A 16,972-nucleotide genomic window follows, 5' to 3' on the forward strand; every position below is an offset into this window, starting at 1 on the left:
TGTCTGATTTACATTCGATACTCCGGAGTCTCGCGCTCGCTTACTTGATTTATACGACAGAATTGAGATAATTCGGCAGAAACATGCTTTGAATCTGTTGTGGTGTCTCTGTTTTCATCTGCCCGGATGTACTTTAATTGTGGCCTGGCAGGGAAATTCTCGTCAGCGCTATACATCTGCACGGAGCGTCGCTCATGGATAACTCTGTTTTGACTTCAGAGATGCTGATTGTTTTCGGACTGCTTGGTTTTGCCATAATTTTATTTGTCTTTGAATTACTGCGGGTAGATATTGTCGGTTTACTTATGATGGTTCTTTTGCCTCTGTTGGGGGTGATAGAACCTCAGGACGCTCTGGCTGGTTTAAGTTCTAACGCGGTTGTATCTGTTATCGCGGTGATGATAATCGGCGCGGGACTGAATCGGACCGGGGTGATGAATGTGGTCGCCTCAAAGATCATTAAACTGGCCGGGCGGGGAGAGAAACAGATCATGCTGGTGGTGGCCACTGTGGTGGCGATCATCTCCAGCTTTATGCAGAATATAGGTGCGGCAGCCCTGTTTTTACCGGCTACCATGCGAATATGCCGCCGCCTTAATATCTCCGCCAGTCGTATTGTTATGCCGATGGGCTTTGCGGCAATTACCGGTGGTTGTCTGACCCTTGTCGGCTCCAGCCCCCTGATCATGCTCAACGATCTGATGGCGAGCTGGTGGGCAAATAATAGTGAAGCGGTTGGCGGCTCTCAGTTTGTACCTCTCGAATTGCTCTCAATTACTCCTGTCGGGCTGGTGTTGCTGGCCTGCGTCCTGGTCTATTTTGCGGTATTCGGGAGCAGGTTGCTACCGGCAGATATGTGTGAGATTGATGAAGACTGCATGGATAAACGGCTGCAGGAAATCTATGGCAGTGTGGTCGGGGATGGCTATGAACTTGAGGTTCCACTATCATTTAGGCCCAAAAGTCTTGGGGAGCTGGAACTTCGCTCACAGTTTAACATTACCGTTGTGGGTATAGCCAAAAATGAAGGTTATGTGAAAAATCTGGCACCCGTGATGGATTCGGTTGTAGGCCCCGGTGATGTACTGTGGATCATCAGCTCAAAAGAAAAAATTGAGAAAGTAGCCGATGCTTACGGCTGGCGAATAAAGAAGCAGCATGAAATATTTGCCGAGGAAAACTCGCCGGATGAATCGGGTGTCATCGAAGGGGTAGTAATTCCCCACTCCAATCTCAGTGGTCACACCATGGCAGAGCTCCGCTTTCGCGACCTTTTTCAGGTGAACCCGCTGGCTATTGTGCGAGGCGATGAGATCATCATGGAGAATATCAATGTCACCACCCTTCTCCAGGGCGATACCATACTCTTACAGGGGCGGTGGCAGAGGTTTGAACTGCTGCGCCAGAAGATGGATATCGCCTTTATCGAAGAGGTAAAAGGGGAGCAATTTCTGCCTGAGAGAACGCGCTCGGCGATGTTTTTTGTGGTCCTGTCCCTGGTGCTTGCTCTCAGCTTTCATATAAAGCTTTCCATCGCCCTGCTTACCGGCGCCCTCGGGATGATTATTACCGGGGTGATAGCTGCAGACCGGGCCTACGAAGCGGTGGACTGGAGAACGGTTTTTCTGCTTTCCGGCCTGATCCCCCTTGGCGTAGCCTTTGAACAGACAGGTGCCGCAGCATATCTGGCAGAGCGTGTGATGAGTGTGGTCGGGACGCCGAACTCGCTGGTATTGCTGCTTGTAGTCTCAATGCTGAGCGCGTTTTTTTCTTTGCTGGCATCCAATGTGGGGGCGGCAGTACTGATGGTGCCTCTGGCCATGAACATGGCTGTTGAAGTGGGAGTAAACCCGGTTGTTGCAGGCATAGCCGTTGCTATGTCTGCGTCCAACACCTTTATTCTGCCCACGCACCAGGTAAATGCTCTCTTGATGCGTCCCGGAGGGTATAGAACAAAGGATTACATGCGGGCAGGCATCGGCATCACCATAATATATACAGTGGTGCTGGTTGCCTGCCTTGCAATGTTTTATGATCTGTAAGTGTCAATCTACGCAGCGTCATCATCTTCCCTGTTTCGGTAGAAAGCATAGCTACTGTGGCTTACCGCTAAAAGCTATGAACCTGACGTTGCCTGAACCGATGAGAGAGGTATGTCAACTGAGGTTGAGGTTATAAAAGGTGTTGATGTAGGCCTTTGGGGCAACCGTCTTTTTCTGAAAGACAACATCTTTGATGTGAAGATCCCTGATGAGGTTTTCGGTAAACTTCTGCCTGGTATACTGATCGGTTTTCAAGCCGCCTCCCAGGTTGTCGAGGGCTATGATACCGTCATCTATCAGGCTCACCGTGATCTTTGGCGAATGTTTGGCAACCCTGGCCTGGACCTTGGCTAACAGGGTTTTCTTCTCCAGCAGTTGCGCTGATTCACTCGTTGTTTGGAATTGCGGCATCCTGGCCATGTGAACAAGCATATCGGCAGCCTCATTGATAGAAAGCCGATCGAGATTGAGCACAAGATCGTAAAGGCGGCTATCCCAGGCATCCTTGCCATAGATCCTCAGATTCCATTTTTGTCTCTCTTCATCGTCATGTTTCAGTCTGTCCCTGGCTTCTTCCTGAGTCCCGCCTTCGCGCGTCATTTCTTCCTTGATTCGCGAACCCTTGCTGGCGATTATGCGCACTTTCAGCACGTGAGGAATATCTTCGAGAAAAAAATGGCCTGCAAGACCATGGTAAACGACATTATCTCTGGATACATGAGAGAGCAGGGCGGATTGAAAATAACGCAGATATCGTTCCCGATCGTAATAAAAGCGATCAAGCATGGTGGGAGGGTCGTGCAGGATTTTGGCGATTTTTGACTCCGGGACATTGAATTCATTTGCGGCTTCAAGCAAAACCTCACGCGATGTGCAGATATATCCGAGCTTTTCTGCAAGCGCTTCGGCAACGTCCTTACCTTTACTGTAGCTCCCTCTGGAAATGGTAATGATCGACATGTTGAACCTCAAATTTGGGGGATATGGAAAACAATGCGTAGAAATACATCAGAGCCTAACATAAGCATTGTGACATCAAATGCATGCGGCGTTCTGAAGGTTAAGCGAGTTGAAGAACGATTGAAAAAGTCAACGAAGCAGAAGGTTGGTAGATATTCATGCACAAAATTAGTGACATAAGATGTTGTGGCAGGTGGGCGAAGTGTTTTGGACCAGGCTGAATGAAATATTTCTGGTCAGCTCAAGGGTAAGCTATAATTGTTGCAGATGACCAACTAATCATGATACTTTCTCAGGGTCATTGCAGCGCACACTGTCATGGCATATTTTAACCAATTATATGTGCTTTTTTGCGTAATTCGCAATTATTGATGATCAGCAGAAATATATGAAACAGGAACTTTTAAAAGATTACCGATACGTCAGTGCTGGTACCCCGCCATCCTTGGTTGGCCGCACCTTTCCTTCACTGATTTTTTATATTCGCTTTATTCGCATAATTTCTCAATGTGCCAGCATGGCAAAACGGGGGGAGTTTGGCGATCAGCAGTGGCTGGAGAAGAGCTGGCAGGTTGTTAAAGTACTGGAAGATGTTGGTGTTCGGGTAAGAGTTACAGGGATGGAGCATGTCGAAGCGGATGGAGGCCCTTGTGTTTTTATCGGCAATCATATGAGCTTCCTGGAAACGGTTATTCTGCCTGCCATAATTTTACCCAAACCTGTGACTTTCGTGGTTAAGCAAAGCCTGCTGGAATATCCAATATTCAAACATGTCTTGGCTTCCCGTGATCCAATTGCGGTTACCAGGACGAATCCACGGCAGGATCTTAAAGCGGTACTCGATGAGGGAGTAAAACGGTTGCAGCAGGGAACGTCTGTTGTGGTGTTCCCACAATCGACCAGGTCACATGTATTTGATCCTGCCAAGATGAGTTCAATAGGAGTCAAGCTCGCCAGAAAAGCCAATGTACCCGTAGTGCCTATTGCCTTGAAAACAGATGCTCTGCAGAATGGCAAAATGCTCAAAGATTTTGGAAAGGTCGAACCGAGTCTTTCCATTGAGTTTGCCTTTGGTGCGCAGCTGACAATTGAAGACCGTGGCAATGGCGTGCAGGAAGAGGTGAACAGCTTTATTGAAAAGAAGCTGGACCAGTGGGGAAAAGAACTGCTTTCCGTTTAACTGGAAAACAGGTAGCAAAAAAAGGATGAGCTTCGGCTTTATTGATACCGAAGCTCATCCTGGAAGAAAGAATCAGTCTTTGGAGAGTTCTGGTTCCTGCTCGAAATCGTCGTCATCGTCATCATAAACGTCTTCTTCCTCATCATCGCTGTCGCCGTCGTCTTCTTCTGCGGCTTTCTGCTCTTCGTGCTCCTGGATTGCAGCTTCATTCTGCATCCGGACGGCCTTAGGAATTTTCGATTCAGGAAGAATCATTTCGGTGATTTTTGCGATCTCATCGTGGACATCGTTGTCTTGTTGACAGATCGGGCATTCATCTACATGGCGCTCCATAAAACCAACCATGCGGGCAGGCGCCATTGTCTCGTCTCTGACGCTTACGAACCATTGTTTCGTCAGTTTTATTAATCGTTCACACTGCATTTTGTTGTATTTTACCTATGTTTTAAGATAGTTACCTGTGGCCGTATGTGGCCTGCAGGGTAACACTTTTTTGAAAAAACGATTTGAAGAATGTATTATAATAAAAACTTGTTTTCGAGGTCAATACTTATTAGTATGTCGTCTCCGTTCAAATCGCCAACGGAAGTGGACAGGGCACTGGTGGCCCTCCCGGACTTCAAATCCGGTGTAGCGGGTTAATAGCCCGCTAGGTGGGTTCGATTCCCATGCACTTCCGCCAAGATATATTTAAGCGCCTTATGCCTCGTGCATAAGGCGCTTTTTTGTTTCATGAGAACCTGCCTACATGGAACAACATTTCACCTAAAATTAGGTTTCCTGGTCGCAAAAATCAAGGTGCACCGCCCTAATGTGCTGTTTTGGTACATAATTATCAAATGGCAGGATTCTTTGGCTGAAAACGGATTCTGGCATTAAGACCTTTATCGATGATTGTTTTCGAGAATGAGAACAGCCCATACACTGCTATTGAATTTACTATATCACGACACGGGTGAAACCAGAGCACAAGAATTGAAAATATATGAAGGGTCCCAATTGTTAGGGTGAAGCTTTAACATTCCATATGCAAATAAAAGCATAAGGCGCCTGCAGCTCAAGACTGCAGGCGCCTTTGTCAGACTGCGGGAACTTCTTATTTGATAAGAGGATGCCCCATCTCTTCGCGCTGAAGTACGTAACGCTCAGCAACCTTTCTGGCAATATTACGGATTCTGCCAATGTAACGGGTACGTTCTGCAACACTGATTGCCTTGCGAGCGTCCAGCAGGTTGAAGGTGTGGGAACATTTCAGGCAGTAGTCGTATGCCGGGAGGATGAGTCCCTTCTCCACCAGCTTCAACGCTTCTTCTTCAAATGAATTGAAAAAGCCGATCATCTTTTCAACGTTGGCCTCTTCGAAATTGAAGGTCGAGAACTCGACTTCTGCCTGATGGAAGATTTCGCCATAGGTAACGTTATCGTTCCACTTGATATCATAGACACTCTCAACCCCCTGGAGATACATGGCGATGCGTTCGAGGCCGTAGGTGATCTCCACAGTGGTGGGGTGCAGTTCAATGGAACCAGCCTGCTGAAAGTAGGTAAACTGGGTTATCTCCATGCCGTCGAGCCACACTTCCCAACCCAGGCCTGATGCACCGAGTGTTGGGGATTCCCAGTCGTCTTCTACGAAGCGGATATCGTGCTCAAGCAGATCAAGGCCGAATTGTTTGAGACTGCCGAGGTAGAGTTCCTGAACATCTAGTGGCGAGGGTTTCAAAACAACCTGGTACTGATAGTAATGCTGCAGTCGGTTCGGGTTGTCTCCATAGCGACCATCTGTAGGGCGGCGGGATGGCTGCGGGTAGGCTGCTTTCCACGGCTCGGGGCCAAGTGCCCTGAGAAGAGTCGCGGGGTGGAAGGTGCCGGCTCCTACCTCCATGTCATATGGTTGCTGGATAACACAGCCCTGACCTGACCAGTAGGTGTCGAGCTCAAATATTATATCTTGAAAGTTCATGAAATTCCCTCGTAATTCGTACTGGGTATTGAAAAGAAAAGTTACGGATTCTGCGATATCAACCCATGCCGGCGCTTTGGCAGATTGACGGGCAGATTAGCGATATATAAACACAATGCAAGTATAATTGCTCCCTTGACTTTTGTCTATTGGATCATAATTATATGCGCTTAAGCTACCACAGCAGCCCCAGCGGGTAAATATTTTTCTCCGGTGAGAGTTTCTGTATATTTTCTCTATTCCGTTACATTTCAGCGGCTTCTAAATGCTACATATCCCCAGTCACAAAGATTATTCGGCAATACTCACCAGCGCAAAAAACATTGCGGTGGTAGGCCTTTCACCAAAAGCAGCGCGGCCGAGCAATGATATCGCCCGCTACCTGATCGGGGTTGGGTATACAGTTTACCCGGTTAATCCAGGCCAGGATTCCATTCTGGGTTTGAAATGCTATCCCAGTCTGGACGCACTTTCTGCTTCAATTGATATCGTCAATATCTTCAGACGATCCTCTGAAGTGTTGCCGATCGTTGAAGCAGCGGTGGAAATTGGCGCATCCACAGTCTGGATGCAGGAGGGCATAGTCAACACCGAGGCTGCCGACTATGCCGAGGCTCACGGCCTGCAGGTGGTGATGGACAGGTGTATCAAGATAGATCATATGAACCTGGCGCCGATAGCACACTGATTCAGAACCTCCGCTGAAAATCCTTATACCCCTTTCTTTTTATGGAACCAAAACTGCTTAGCATACGCGGTGCGCGCATGCACAACCTGAAAAATATCGATGTCGATCTTCCTAGAAATAAACTGGTTGTTTTTACAGGTCTTTCCGGGTCCGGCAAATCGACCCTTGCCTTTGATACCCTCTATGCAGAAGGTCAGAGGCGTTATGTCGAGTCTCTTTCCACCTATGCCCGCCAGTTTCTCGGGCAGATGGATAAGCCGGATGTCGACTCGCTGGAAGGGCTTTCCCCCGCGGTTTCCATAGAACAGAAAACCACCAGCAAAAATCCGCGTTCCACTGTAGGAACTGTAACTGAGATTTATGATCATTTGCGTCTGCTCTATGCGAGATGTGGTCGGCCTCATTGCCCCGAGTGCGGTTCGGAAATTCAGGCCCAGTCCATTGAGGATATGGTCAATACGCTGATGGCTGAGCCGGAAGGCAAGAAAGTTATACTGATGGCCCCTCTGGTTACGGCCAGGAAAGGCCGCCATGAGCAGATACTGGCAAGAATTCGCAAGGAAGGTTTTGTCAGGGTTCGGGTCGATGGTGAGATTTACCATGCAGACGAGATCACTGCTCTTGAGAAGAATAAACGTCATACAATCGAAGTGGTCATTGACAGGCTGGTCATTAAGCCATCCATCAGGAGAAGACTGTCAGACTCTGTCAGCACAGCGGTGAAGGTGACTGATGGCTTTTTGCTGGCCAACTACCCTGATGACAATTCAGAACAACTCTTCAGCGAGCATGCGGCCTGCCATAGTTGCGGAATTTCCATGCCGCAGATTTCAACCCAGCTCTTATCGTTTAACAACCCCCAAGGCGCGTGTCCTGAATGCAGTGGTCTTGGGGTAAACCAGTTTTTTGACGCATCTCTAGTAGTTCCGGATCAAAGTAAGTCTATAATTGATGGCGCTATCGCTCCGTGGGGGTGGCGTTCTGAGTCTACCTATACAGGGCAATTGCTTTCGGCTGTGGCCAAGCATTATGGATTTCGACTGAGCACTCCTTTCAGCAAGCTTGCACCCGAACACCAGAAGGTCATTCTGTTTGGGACCGGGGATGAAGAAATTCATTTCTATTACCAGAAGGGGCGGCGGGTAATGACCGCCGAAAAGAGTTTTGAAGGGGTTATTCCCCAGCTCGACCGGCGTTTCCACGAAACACAGTCACCGATGATCCGCGATGAACTCTCTAAATTCATGAATGAGCAGACCTGTTCGAAATGTAAGGGAGCCCGCCTGAAACCAGAGGCGCTTGCAGTAAAAGTTGGCCCACATTCCATCTATGAGTTGACCAGATTTTCAATAGGCAAGCTGCTCAATGAACTGCCGCTTCTGCCGTTTAATTCAAGGGAACGGAAGATCGGTGAACCGATTTTAAAAGAGATCGTAGACAGACTTTCATTTCTGGAAGATGTCGGCTTGAGCTATTTATCCCTGGAACGACGGGCAGGTACCCTTTCTGGTGGAGAGGCCCAGCGAATTCGCCTGGCATCCCAGATTGGTTCCAGGCTAGCCGGTGTCTTATACATTCTCGATGAGCCAAGTATAGGTTTGCACCAGAGGGATAACCAGAAACTGATTAATACCCTTATCGAATTGCGTGATCTCGGCAACAGCGTGATTGTCGTCGAGCACGACACGGATACTATTCTCGCTGCGGACCATATACTCGATATGGGGCCTGGTGCCGGAATCCATGGTGGAGAGGTGGTCTACGGGGGCGATGTGAAAGGGCTGCTGGCCGACGACACATCGGTAACAGGGGCGTATCTTTCCAATCGTAAACGCATTGAGGTTCCTGGAAAGCGCAGAAAAGTACACAAGAAAAAGTCGAACAACCTGGTGGTCAAGAACGCTACAACCAACAACCTCAAAGGGATTACCGCCAATTTCCCTATTGGTGTCATGACCTGTGTAACAGGTGTCTCTGGTTCTGGTAAGAGTTCTCTGGTGATTGAGACGCTGTATGGGCTGGCCAAGAAGGGTCTGTCGCTGAGGCAGAATAAATTTGAAACAGAGGCTGGTGAAATTTCGGGGCTGCAGCATATTGATAAGATTGTCGATATTGATCAGAGCCCGATTGGGCGTACCCCGAGATCAAACCCGGCGACGTATGCTGGAGTATTTACGCCGATTCGAGAACTGTTTTCCCGCTTGCCCGAATCTCGTGCCCGTGGATACAAGCCTGGACGATTCAGCTTCAATATCAAAGGTGGACGTTGTGAGGCCTGTGATGGCGAGGGTGTAAACAAAATTGCCATGCACTTTTTACCCGATATTTATGTGGTTTGTGAAACGTGCCAGGGCAAACGTTATAATACTGAAACCCTCGATATTCTCTATCGTGACAAAAACATCCACGAGGTTCTCAACATGACGGTGGCAGAAGCTCTGGAATTTTTCCAGAACATTCCGCCAATAAAGAACAGGCTCCAGACATTGTATGATGTGGGGTTGTCTTATATTAAGCTTGGGCAGTCATCAGTTACGCTCTCGGGCGGTGAGGCACAGCGGGTGAAGCTTGGCCGGGAACTGTCTGGCCGGCCAAGTGGTAAGACACTTTATATTCTGGACGAGCCCACAACTGGTCTTCACCCTGCAGATATCCAGCATCTACTCAATGTTCTTGGACGGCTGGTTGAGCATGGGAACTCTGTTGTGATAATTGAGCATAACCTTGATGTTGTAAAAACAGCAGACTGGATTATCGATGTCGGGCCCGAAGGCGGCGATGGTGGTGGCGAGATAGTTGCGTGTGGCACCCCTGAAGATATCTCGTCAGTTCAGGATTCACATACAGGTCAATTTCTGCTGCCGGTTCTGGAACAGAATGTTACCGAGAACAGTTTGAACTGAAATCTGTCGAAAAGCTTGAATGATGTGGTCAAGTGCGGTTAAATGCCATCCGACCACTTGAATATGCGTTGGACGAAACATTTAAATATCCAATACATCAATTACATAACTATAAAGAAAAACGAGGGAGATAATGGCTGAAAATACCGACAACCAACAATCAGCTCCACGTCCGGAGTTCCGCATGCAGAAAATGTTCATCAAAGATCTCTCCTTTGAGAACCCAAATGCTCCGGAAGTATACATTACCCAGCAGAAATCTGAGCCAAAGGTAGAGCTGAATCTCAACCTCAATCACAAGAAGATCGATGATGATCATTTTGAGGTTGCGTTGCAGGTTTATGCCAAAGTTTCTTCCAAAGATGATGATAAGGCGCTTTTTATTCTCGAGATTGAGCATGCAGGTATTTTCCTGGTAAAGAACATCCCTGCAGAGCATGTGGAGATGGTTCTTGGCGTTGACTGCCCAACCCTGCTGTTCCCATTCACCCGCCAGATCGTCAGCCAGATCACAGTGGATGGTGGTTTCTCTCCATTCCTCATGGAGCCTGTGAACTTCATGGCTCTTTTCCAGAATGCCAAGGCGAAGAAAGAGGCAAGCCCGAACAATTAATCTGGTCAGGTTTCCTTGAAAATAGAAAAGGGGAATGCTCAATTGAGCATTCCCCTTTTCTCGTTTGGAGAGACTTGTATTAAGAGTTCCTGCTAGAGGAAGGTGTAGATAACAAAGTTGTCTACAAGTGTAGTTACACCTTTCTCGATGGCTTTATTGAACAGGGTGTCATACTGGTTGTCGGCATAAACAGATTCCGGAGATACCAGTACCCGGACACGGTTGGTGTATACCACGTTTCCGGTTGCTGCTTCCTGAACCCAGATACGGAGTTGGACAGCTGCCTGGTCGACACGGTTCTGGTAGGATTGCTTGCCGGCAAACATACCGACTCCTCCCCAGAGGATGGCATTGGCGGTATCTCCACCGCTGATACCGAGAATCTCGTCACCTTCGCCCCACGGTGAACCAACATTGTGACCGATGATTCCACCTAAAATTCCGCCAGTGAGCATGTTGTTGGTTTCATCGTATTCATCGGAGCTGGCAAAACCAAAGGCGAGGCGATTGGCACTGTTGTTGACGAATGGAATTATACCTTTTTTCCAGGGAACCCATTCTGTATCCTGACGGGTCTTGTATTCAAGGATACGACCACGGACAATATAATCAGCGTCGAATTGGCGACCGATCTTGGCGACAGTCTGTTTGGTGAGGCCGTGGGTGCCGGGGCTGTCGACGGCATCATTGCCGCGTTGCGTGATTTGCTGGGTTTCGTAATGACGAAGGATTTCCTTCATTTCATCGGACCAGTCATTTTTGAGTTCGTTGCTGATAGATGTGGAACGGGTATTTTCGTACGACATCAAAGATATAACATTTTGCGCCACAAGGTACTGAAACACATCCTCCTCTATGGGAAGAGCGAAACCATTAGCGCTCAGTCGGTCCGCAAGGGTCTCGGAGACCATCATGTTCCGTCTGTGGGCCGATTCGAGGTTATCTCCTTTTGAGTAATCTGCAAAAGGCAGGATAACTACTGTTTTGCCATAACCCGGGGCATTGGGGCCCGGATTCTCTGGTACGTGAAGGGTTTCAATCACTGACTGTCCGCATCCGGTCAATGTCAGTGCAAGAAGTCCGAGAATTAAAGTTCTGAGCCTCTCCATTTTAAACTCCTAGCATATATAGATTGATTAAGTTCTGGTCCAGCTAATGGCTAAATAATTACTGGTCGTAAAAGAATTATTAGTTCGCGCTTACGCTTGATTGTTTCTTTTTTGCCGAACAGGTATTTCACCAGGGGAATATCACCGACTACCGGTGCGAAGGCCTCTTGCTTATCGTCCACATTACTGATGAGACCGCCTATGACAAGCATATCACCATTTTTAACACGAACTGTGGTACTCATTTCACGAACATTAACAATTGGTAATCCAATCATCGCACCGTTAGTGCCACCGATGTCTTCATATCTGATAGGCTCCTCTAGTTCTGAAGTGACAGGAACTAGATTCATGATAATGTCACTATCGTCAAGAACCGTAGCAGTGAGTGCCATACCAATACCGGAGAGCACTCGTTCAGTGTTTACAGTGTAGCTGATGACACCGGTGTCTGAATCTAGATCAGATTCTACAGAATCAATATATGTGACGTTTCGACCAACTGTGATAAGCGCAGGTTGACCATTCATTACGCTGAGTTTCGGATTGGAAAGGATGCGCGATTCACCTTGTTCATTGAGTGCGTTCAAAAATACAGTAAATTTAGCAGCACCCAAAGTTATGCTGGAAACAAAACTGTCGCCTGTGTAAGGGTAAACTTGCCCACCAGTACCAAAGTTCACTGTTCCTGATATTGGGAAGCCTTTCAAAACTTCACTCCAATCTAATCCAAGTGATTTTTGGTCATTAAGTTGTACTTCTATAATCTTGGCTTCTATTGTGATTTGTTTGTAGATTTCTTTTTTAAGAGTATCAAAATAGACATCAAGGCGTTCAAGCAGTGGTCTTGGAGCGGTAACTGTTACGACGCCAATAGGTTTGTCGATGATGTACATCGAGCCACCGCTGGAAATCTGGCGAGTGGCAAACTGGGAGTCGGAGTTTTCAGTACCTTCGTTATCTGAAGCGGTGTTAGCCGCTTCAGATGCTGGGGAGGCAGACGATGCTGGCGTGAACGCTTGAGTGTTCCAGGTGTTTATGATTGCATCCATATTATCCTGAATATTCTGCCAGATATCGAAATTGTTGTCTGTACTCTTTAACTCAATTGTGCCATCAATGTTGCCTGTTGCAGCATCACCACCTAGAACATTACCGCCTGTACCGGTAGTGTAACTTTGTTTGGTGAAAGGCATTGCTATGTGGTATCGCCTGGTTTCTTTGTATTTGACGATAATTGTATTGCCCTGCACCTCATGGTAGTAGTCAACCTGGCGAAGCAGGTTGTCGATAGAGTCGTAGAAATCGTCATTGGCACTGATATCGACGTCGACCAGTACCTTCTGGTCAACATCACTGGCCCAGGATACATTCATTCCCTTGAGTGCCGCGAGGCGTTTGAGGATATCCCAGAGAGGCTGAGGGCCCCGGGTGGATCGAATTGAGGCACCCACCTTGATCGAGGTGATCTCCTCTTCTTCCAGCGTATCCTTACCTTCCATATCGAGCATATAGCTTGGAGTCTGATAACGGACTGGTAGAGTAAGTGGCCCCTCGGGTGCTTGTGCCAACTCCCGGGGTTGGGCCAGTGGTTTTTCAACGATTGCAGGTTTTTCTGCAGCCGGTGCGGGTGCGGGTGTTGCATCTGCCCCATCGGGAGAGTGCTTGCAAGCATTGAGGCTGGTAAGAAGAAGTACCAGACTGCCGGCTAGAAAAATGTTTTTTATGGATATCATAAAAACCTCGTGGTGCTGTCTATCAATTGTAAGAGAAATTGACCAAATTTATTCTGGAACTCGAATCTATTAATTACCTGCCGCAACACGTTCTTGAATATACTCCTTCAAGTCTGGACGAAGTTGATATCCGGAAGTAATGATCGCGCTGTATTCTTTAACTGCCTGTTCACTGTTCCCGATCTTATCGTATATACGGGCTCTGGTGAGCATGGTGTCGAGGGTCTCACCATAATATTTGTGATATTGGTTGATCAATTTAAGTGCAGCCTGATGCTGATTGTTGGATTCATTGAAGGCTGCAAAACTGAAGAGAGCTTCTTTCAGGGGAGGCTCCTGGCTGACTGCTTGCATGAAGTACTCTGAAGCCTCACCAGTGCGTTGCATATTGGCAAGGCCGATTGCAGCATAGAGGGCGGCACGGCTATTTGTTGGGTCGGCTTCGAGTGCTTTTCTTGCGTAATAGACCGCTTTGGCATTCATGCCCATATGAACGAGGTAGATTGTGGCCATACGGTTGTGGATGTTAGAATTCGTAGGCCACAGTTCGACAGCTTCTTCATAGAGTTTGACTGCCTGCTCATAATTCTGTTTGTCATCCGCAGCTTTTGCCACCTTGAGAATCTCTTTTGCTTTCATGAGTTCAGGTGTTTGAGTCGCTGTCTGTTCGATGATGAGAGCTTCCTGTTCAACGACCTGCAGGTCAGCTTCAAAAGAGAGATTGTCAACCGCTCGTTCAGGCCACTCAAAAGCTTTCTTTTTTGGGTAGATAACGATGGTGTTGAAACGCTCTTCCTTGACCAGGTCATGGAGGTTCAGGATCACATCCAGGGCGAAATCCCAGGGAACATCGCTTAAGGCAAGGGTCACGGTACCGGCAACACCTTCGTCTACGATGATGTTGAGATCTGTGATCTGCCTGAACAGACGGAAGACATTGTGAATGTCAATTTTATAGAAATCGACACTGATCCGCTGATTGTTGTAGCCGGAGAAGGCAAAAGTGTCCTGAAGGGATGGTACCGTATCTGCTTTTGGAATGCCTGGAGATGAGCCTGGCTTGACTTTCGCAAGAAGGTCAGTTGATGATTCGATCAACTCATCGAGGGTTGAGTCAGCGTTGGCAGGCACTGAGGAGCGGCTGCCGGTTGCCGAGACAGTTCCAGCCCCGAGGTTGTTTTTGACAATGACTTTGAGCCCCTGTTCGGTGTTTTGAATGTCGTAATCAAAAATTTCAGTCGTGGCTGAATCAAAGACTATCCTTGCACCTGCTCCGCGTTCAGCGACCCGGATTTTGTCGACAGCGGTGCCAACGTATTTCTCACGAAGTAATTCGATGATAGAGACGTCTGAAATATCGATGAACATCCTGGCGGGTTTGTCACCTTCACCGGCCAGTGTGGCAGTTTTGTAGCTTGTTACCGGAGCTGTCGAAGAAAGCAGAATTGTCGTTTCCATCTCATTTTTGCTGATTTGAAAATCGGTAATGGATGGAACCGATGGGGTGTTGAGTTTCAATCGCTCATTGCGATCCTCATCGGCCGGTGCTATGACAATCGAGATATTGTTACCGTTTCGGTTAACGGTATAGTCATGGGAATCGGCGATGGCGATTTCAAAGCGAGTGACCTGCGGGTCCTGATCAGAGAGAGTGGTAACAGTCATCTGGCCCACAGGGTTTTGGACAATCAGAGGGGCGGTGGTTGACACGCCTTCATCAAAAACAGCACCTGCGACATTGACAACCACCCTGAACGGAGCAAACAGCTCTGACACCGTGTATGGTGGGATAGATTTACCAACAATGTCTATTGAAAGAGTGTTGTTTGCAAATTTTGATTCAAGTGCGGAAATGTGATATTTCTGCAGTGCTGTAGCATTTTCTGCCTCCTGAGCGAAAACCTCGGCTCTACCGGATAGCAGGATAATGGTCAGCACAGAAAGAACGGCCAATTGGGAAATTGCAGACCTCGCGTACATTATTTACTCCTCTCCCTCTTTCTTGAGAACCATAACGGTTTTAGTAACTATTTTTCTTCCGGATCGGGTTTCCGCTGTTTCCTCGATAAAGACTTTGTTCGGAATGATGTCTATAACGGTGCCACGCCTTCCGATTTTAGTCCCTACTGAAATGATGTATCCCTTACCGGTAAAATCCTCGACCATGGCGAACTGCTTTCCGCCACTTTTCAACATTCCCACTAGGTTGAGCTGGCCCGGCTCAAAAAGCTGCATGCCGGTTAACGTGACTTTCTTTTCGACAATTTCATCTGGTTGTACTTCGTTGGTAGTCGATTTGGTTGAGATAAAAGGCACGAATGGGTCTTTACGGTTCTCCAGGATGTATTCAAAATTCTCCTGAGAGGTTACAGCGGCGATCTCAATTTCACCATTTTGAGATTCTGCTGCTGAACCTGGCAATGGCAAAGAGATCAGCAGAGCGAGTGTAGACCCAGCAAGGCAGGTTATCTTGCCTGTTTTGTGCGGGAAAAGAAATCCGAGTATTGAATGTTTCATAGAATACATCTTCCAGTTAGCTTTTATCTCTTCTTTTTGTTCTGCTTTGGAAGCTCTTTATTGGTAAACTGATACGTTACCAGCCTGCAGTCTGAATTCAGTAGCATTTCACCACCTTCAAGCTTAGGCGAACTCATTTTTACATTGGAAACGGAAACTATGCGCTCGAGCTTGCTGACCCTGTCGAAAAAAGCCCCGACGTTGTGATATGGGCCACGTACGTTTATTGAAACTGGTATTTCGGCATAAAAATCTCTCGGTACGCTTGGCATTGGTTTGAACTGGATGAAATCCAGGCCGGCATGTCTTCCGAGGGACGAGATATCGCGAAGGAGCTGGGGGATTTCTTTTTCTTTCGGAAGAAGCAAAGATTTTTCAGCAAACTCATTTTGCACCTGTGCAAGGTCTGCCTCAAGCTTGGGGAGATCTTTAGCTCTGTTCTGTACTTTGTGGAGTTGAGTGGTGAGTTGGCGTTTTTTGTTCTCAAGTCTTTCTATTTCTTCAAAGTTTGGGCTGAGAAAAAAGAGATAGAAAATAAGTGCTGGAAGGACGAATACAGCAACGGCCAAGAGAATCTTGAATTTTTTCTCGAGGGGAATGTATTTGGTATCTATGAAATTATTAATTGCTTCGTTCTTTTTCATACCGTAAGTACTCGAGGTTATTTTTTCGCTTTAGCGACACTTTCTTCACCAGCCTTTGGCTGTGGCTGAGCGACACTGCATCTTAATGAGAAACTTTTCAAATCCCTGCCGGCGATTTTCTTCAGCGACGAGTCAGTGAGATCAACTGATTTTACAAAATCAGAGGCTTTCAGTATGTCCATGAACTGCGCCACAGTCTGATTATCGAGTGCGACACCAGACAGTTGGAGTGAACTACCCTGCTGGTTGAGAGAAAGCAGCCATAAACGCTCATTGTCGACTCTGTTTGCAACCTCATCAAGTACTCTGACTGTAAGAGAAGAGTCTGATTTCAGTTTGTCGATTACCGCTGTCTTTCGCTGAAGTTCCGCCATTGTTTTCTCAATTTCCTTGATTTTTGCCAGCGGTTTATTGTATTTGCGAATCTCAGCATTAAGAGTGTTGATGTTCCCATTCAGGGAATTGACTTTTCCAGTCTGGATAGAAAAGACAATCCCGAATAGGCCGAGAAATAAAACAAAGCCGGCCAGGACAGCAAAGATCTGACGGAGTGCATTTGCCCTTTGTTTAAGTTGCCGAACAGGGAGCAGGTTGATTCGAATCATAACTCTTCCATG

The 16,972-nt window shown here is 47.4% G+C and carries 14 protein-coding genes and 1 tRNA gene; 6 read left to right on the top strand and 9 right to left on the bottom strand.

From position 1 onward, the window contains the following. Positions 1-194 precede the first annotated feature (194 nt). Positions 195-2,042 carry an SLC13 family permease gene (locus ACN5NT_RS09480; RefSeq protein WP_419175267.1) on the top strand — a complete coding sequence of 616 codons (1,848 nt, stop codon included), beginning with the start codon at positions 195-197 and terminating at the stop codon, positions 2,040-2,042. A 114-nt stretch (positions 2,043-2,156) separates the two neighbouring features. On the opposite strand, the gene ACN5NT_RS09485 is transcribed toward ACN5NT_RS09480, so the two are convergent. After that, positions 2,157-3,002, bottom strand: coding sequence for an AAA family ATPase (locus ACN5NT_RS09485; protein WP_136798563.1), 846 nt, complete (start codon positions 3,000-3,002; stop codon positions 2,157-2,159). Positions 3,003-3,390: 388 nt separating this feature from the next. Between ACN5NT_RS09485 and ACN5NT_RS09490 the strand changes: the two genes are divergently transcribed. Further along, positions 3,391-4,182, top strand: coding sequence for a lysophospholipid acyltransferase family protein (locus ACN5NT_RS09490; protein ID WP_136798564.1), 792 nt, complete (start codon positions 3,391-3,393; stop codon positions 4,180-4,182). Positions 4,183-4,254: 72 nt separating this feature from the next. Here ACN5NT_RS09490 and ACN5NT_RS09495 read toward each other — a convergent pair whose 3' ends face one another. Beyond that, positions 4,255-4,542, bottom strand: coding sequence for a hypothetical protein (locus tag ACN5NT_RS09495; RefSeq protein WP_167495825.1), 288 nt, complete (start codon positions 4,540-4,542; stop codon positions 4,255-4,257). Between the two features lie 224 nt (positions 4,543-4,766). Here ACN5NT_RS09495 and ACN5NT_RS09500 point away from each other — a divergent pair. Then, positions 4,767-4,864, top strand: a tRNA-Sec gene (locus ACN5NT_RS09500). Positions 4,865-5,278: 414 nt separating this feature from the next. Here the strand turns inward: ACN5NT_RS09500 and glyQ are convergent. Then, complete coding sequence (gene glyQ, locus ACN5NT_RS09505; RefSeq protein ID WP_136798566.1) at positions 5,279-6,145, bottom strand: glycine--tRNA ligase subunit alpha; 867 nt, start codon at positions 6,143-6,145, stop codon at positions 5,279-5,281. Positions 6,146-6,410: 265 nt separating this feature from the next. On the opposite strand from glyQ, the gene ACN5NT_RS09510 reads away from it, so the two are divergent. From ACN5NT_RS09510 to secB, 3 genes are all read left to right on the top strand, one after another. Beyond that, complete coding sequence (locus tag ACN5NT_RS09510; protein WP_419175268.1) at positions 6,411-6,833, top strand: CoA-binding protein; 423 nt, start codon at positions 6,411-6,413, stop codon at positions 6,831-6,833. 41 nt (positions 6,834-6,874) lie between these two features. Next, positions 6,875-9,736, top strand: a complete 2,862-nt coding sequence (uvrA, locus tag ACN5NT_RS09515) for an excinuclease ABC subunit UvrA (protein ID WP_419175269.1) — start codon at positions 6,875-6,877, stop codon at positions 9,734-9,736. Between the two features lie 133 nt (positions 9,737-9,869). Further along, entirely contained in the window at positions 9,870-10,349 is a 480-nt protein-coding gene (gene secB, locus ACN5NT_RS09520) for a protein-export chaperone SecB (protein ID WP_419175270.1), read from the top strand. Positions 10,350-10,441: 92 nt separating this feature from the next. Here the strand turns inward: secB and ACN5NT_RS09525 are convergent, their stop codons facing one another. From ACN5NT_RS09525 to ACN5NT_RS09550, 6 genes are all read right to left on the bottom strand, one after another. After that, positions 10,442-11,458: a hypothetical protein gene (locus ACN5NT_RS09525; RefSeq protein WP_419175271.1), complete on the bottom strand. Its 1,017-nt coding sequence runs from the start codon at positions 11,456-11,458 to the stop codon at positions 10,442-10,444. Positions 11,459-11,508: 50 nt separating this feature from the next. Beyond that, positions 11,509-13,194 carry a pilus (MSHA type) biogenesis protein MshL gene (gene mshL, locus ACN5NT_RS09530; protein ID WP_419175272.1) on the bottom strand — a complete coding sequence of 562 codons (1,686 nt, stop codon included), beginning with the start codon at positions 13,192-13,194 and terminating at the stop codon, positions 11,509-11,511. 69 nt (positions 13,195-13,263) lie between these two features. Continuing rightward, positions 13,264-15,174: a secretin and TonB N-terminal domain-containing protein gene (locus tag ACN5NT_RS09535; RefSeq protein WP_419175273.1), complete on the bottom strand. Its 1,911-nt coding sequence runs from the start codon at positions 15,172-15,174 to the stop codon at positions 13,264-13,266. Positions 15,175-15,177: 3 nt separating this feature from the next. Then, entirely contained in the window at positions 15,178-15,711 is a 534-nt protein-coding gene (locus tag ACN5NT_RS09540) for a pilus assembly protein PilP (protein WP_419175274.1), read from the bottom strand. A gap of 23 nt (positions 15,712-15,734) precedes the next feature. Continuing rightward, entirely contained in the window at positions 15,735-16,355 is a 621-nt protein-coding gene (locus ACN5NT_RS09545; protein ID WP_136798574.1) for a type 4a pilus biogenesis protein PilO, read from the bottom strand. A 17-nt stretch (positions 16,356-16,372) separates the two neighbouring features. After that, entirely contained in the window at positions 16,373-16,960 is a 588-nt protein-coding gene (locus ACN5NT_RS09550) for a PilN domain-containing protein (RefSeq protein WP_136798575.1), read from the bottom strand. Between the last annotated feature and the right edge of the window lie 12 nt (positions 16,961-16,972).

This window comes from Desulfosediminicola sp., assembly GCF_048381775.1.
In the GTDB taxonomy this organism is placed as follows: domain Bacteria; phylum Desulfobacterota; class Desulfobulbia; order Desulfobulbales; family Desulfocapsaceae; genus Desulfopila; species Desulfopila ganghwensis.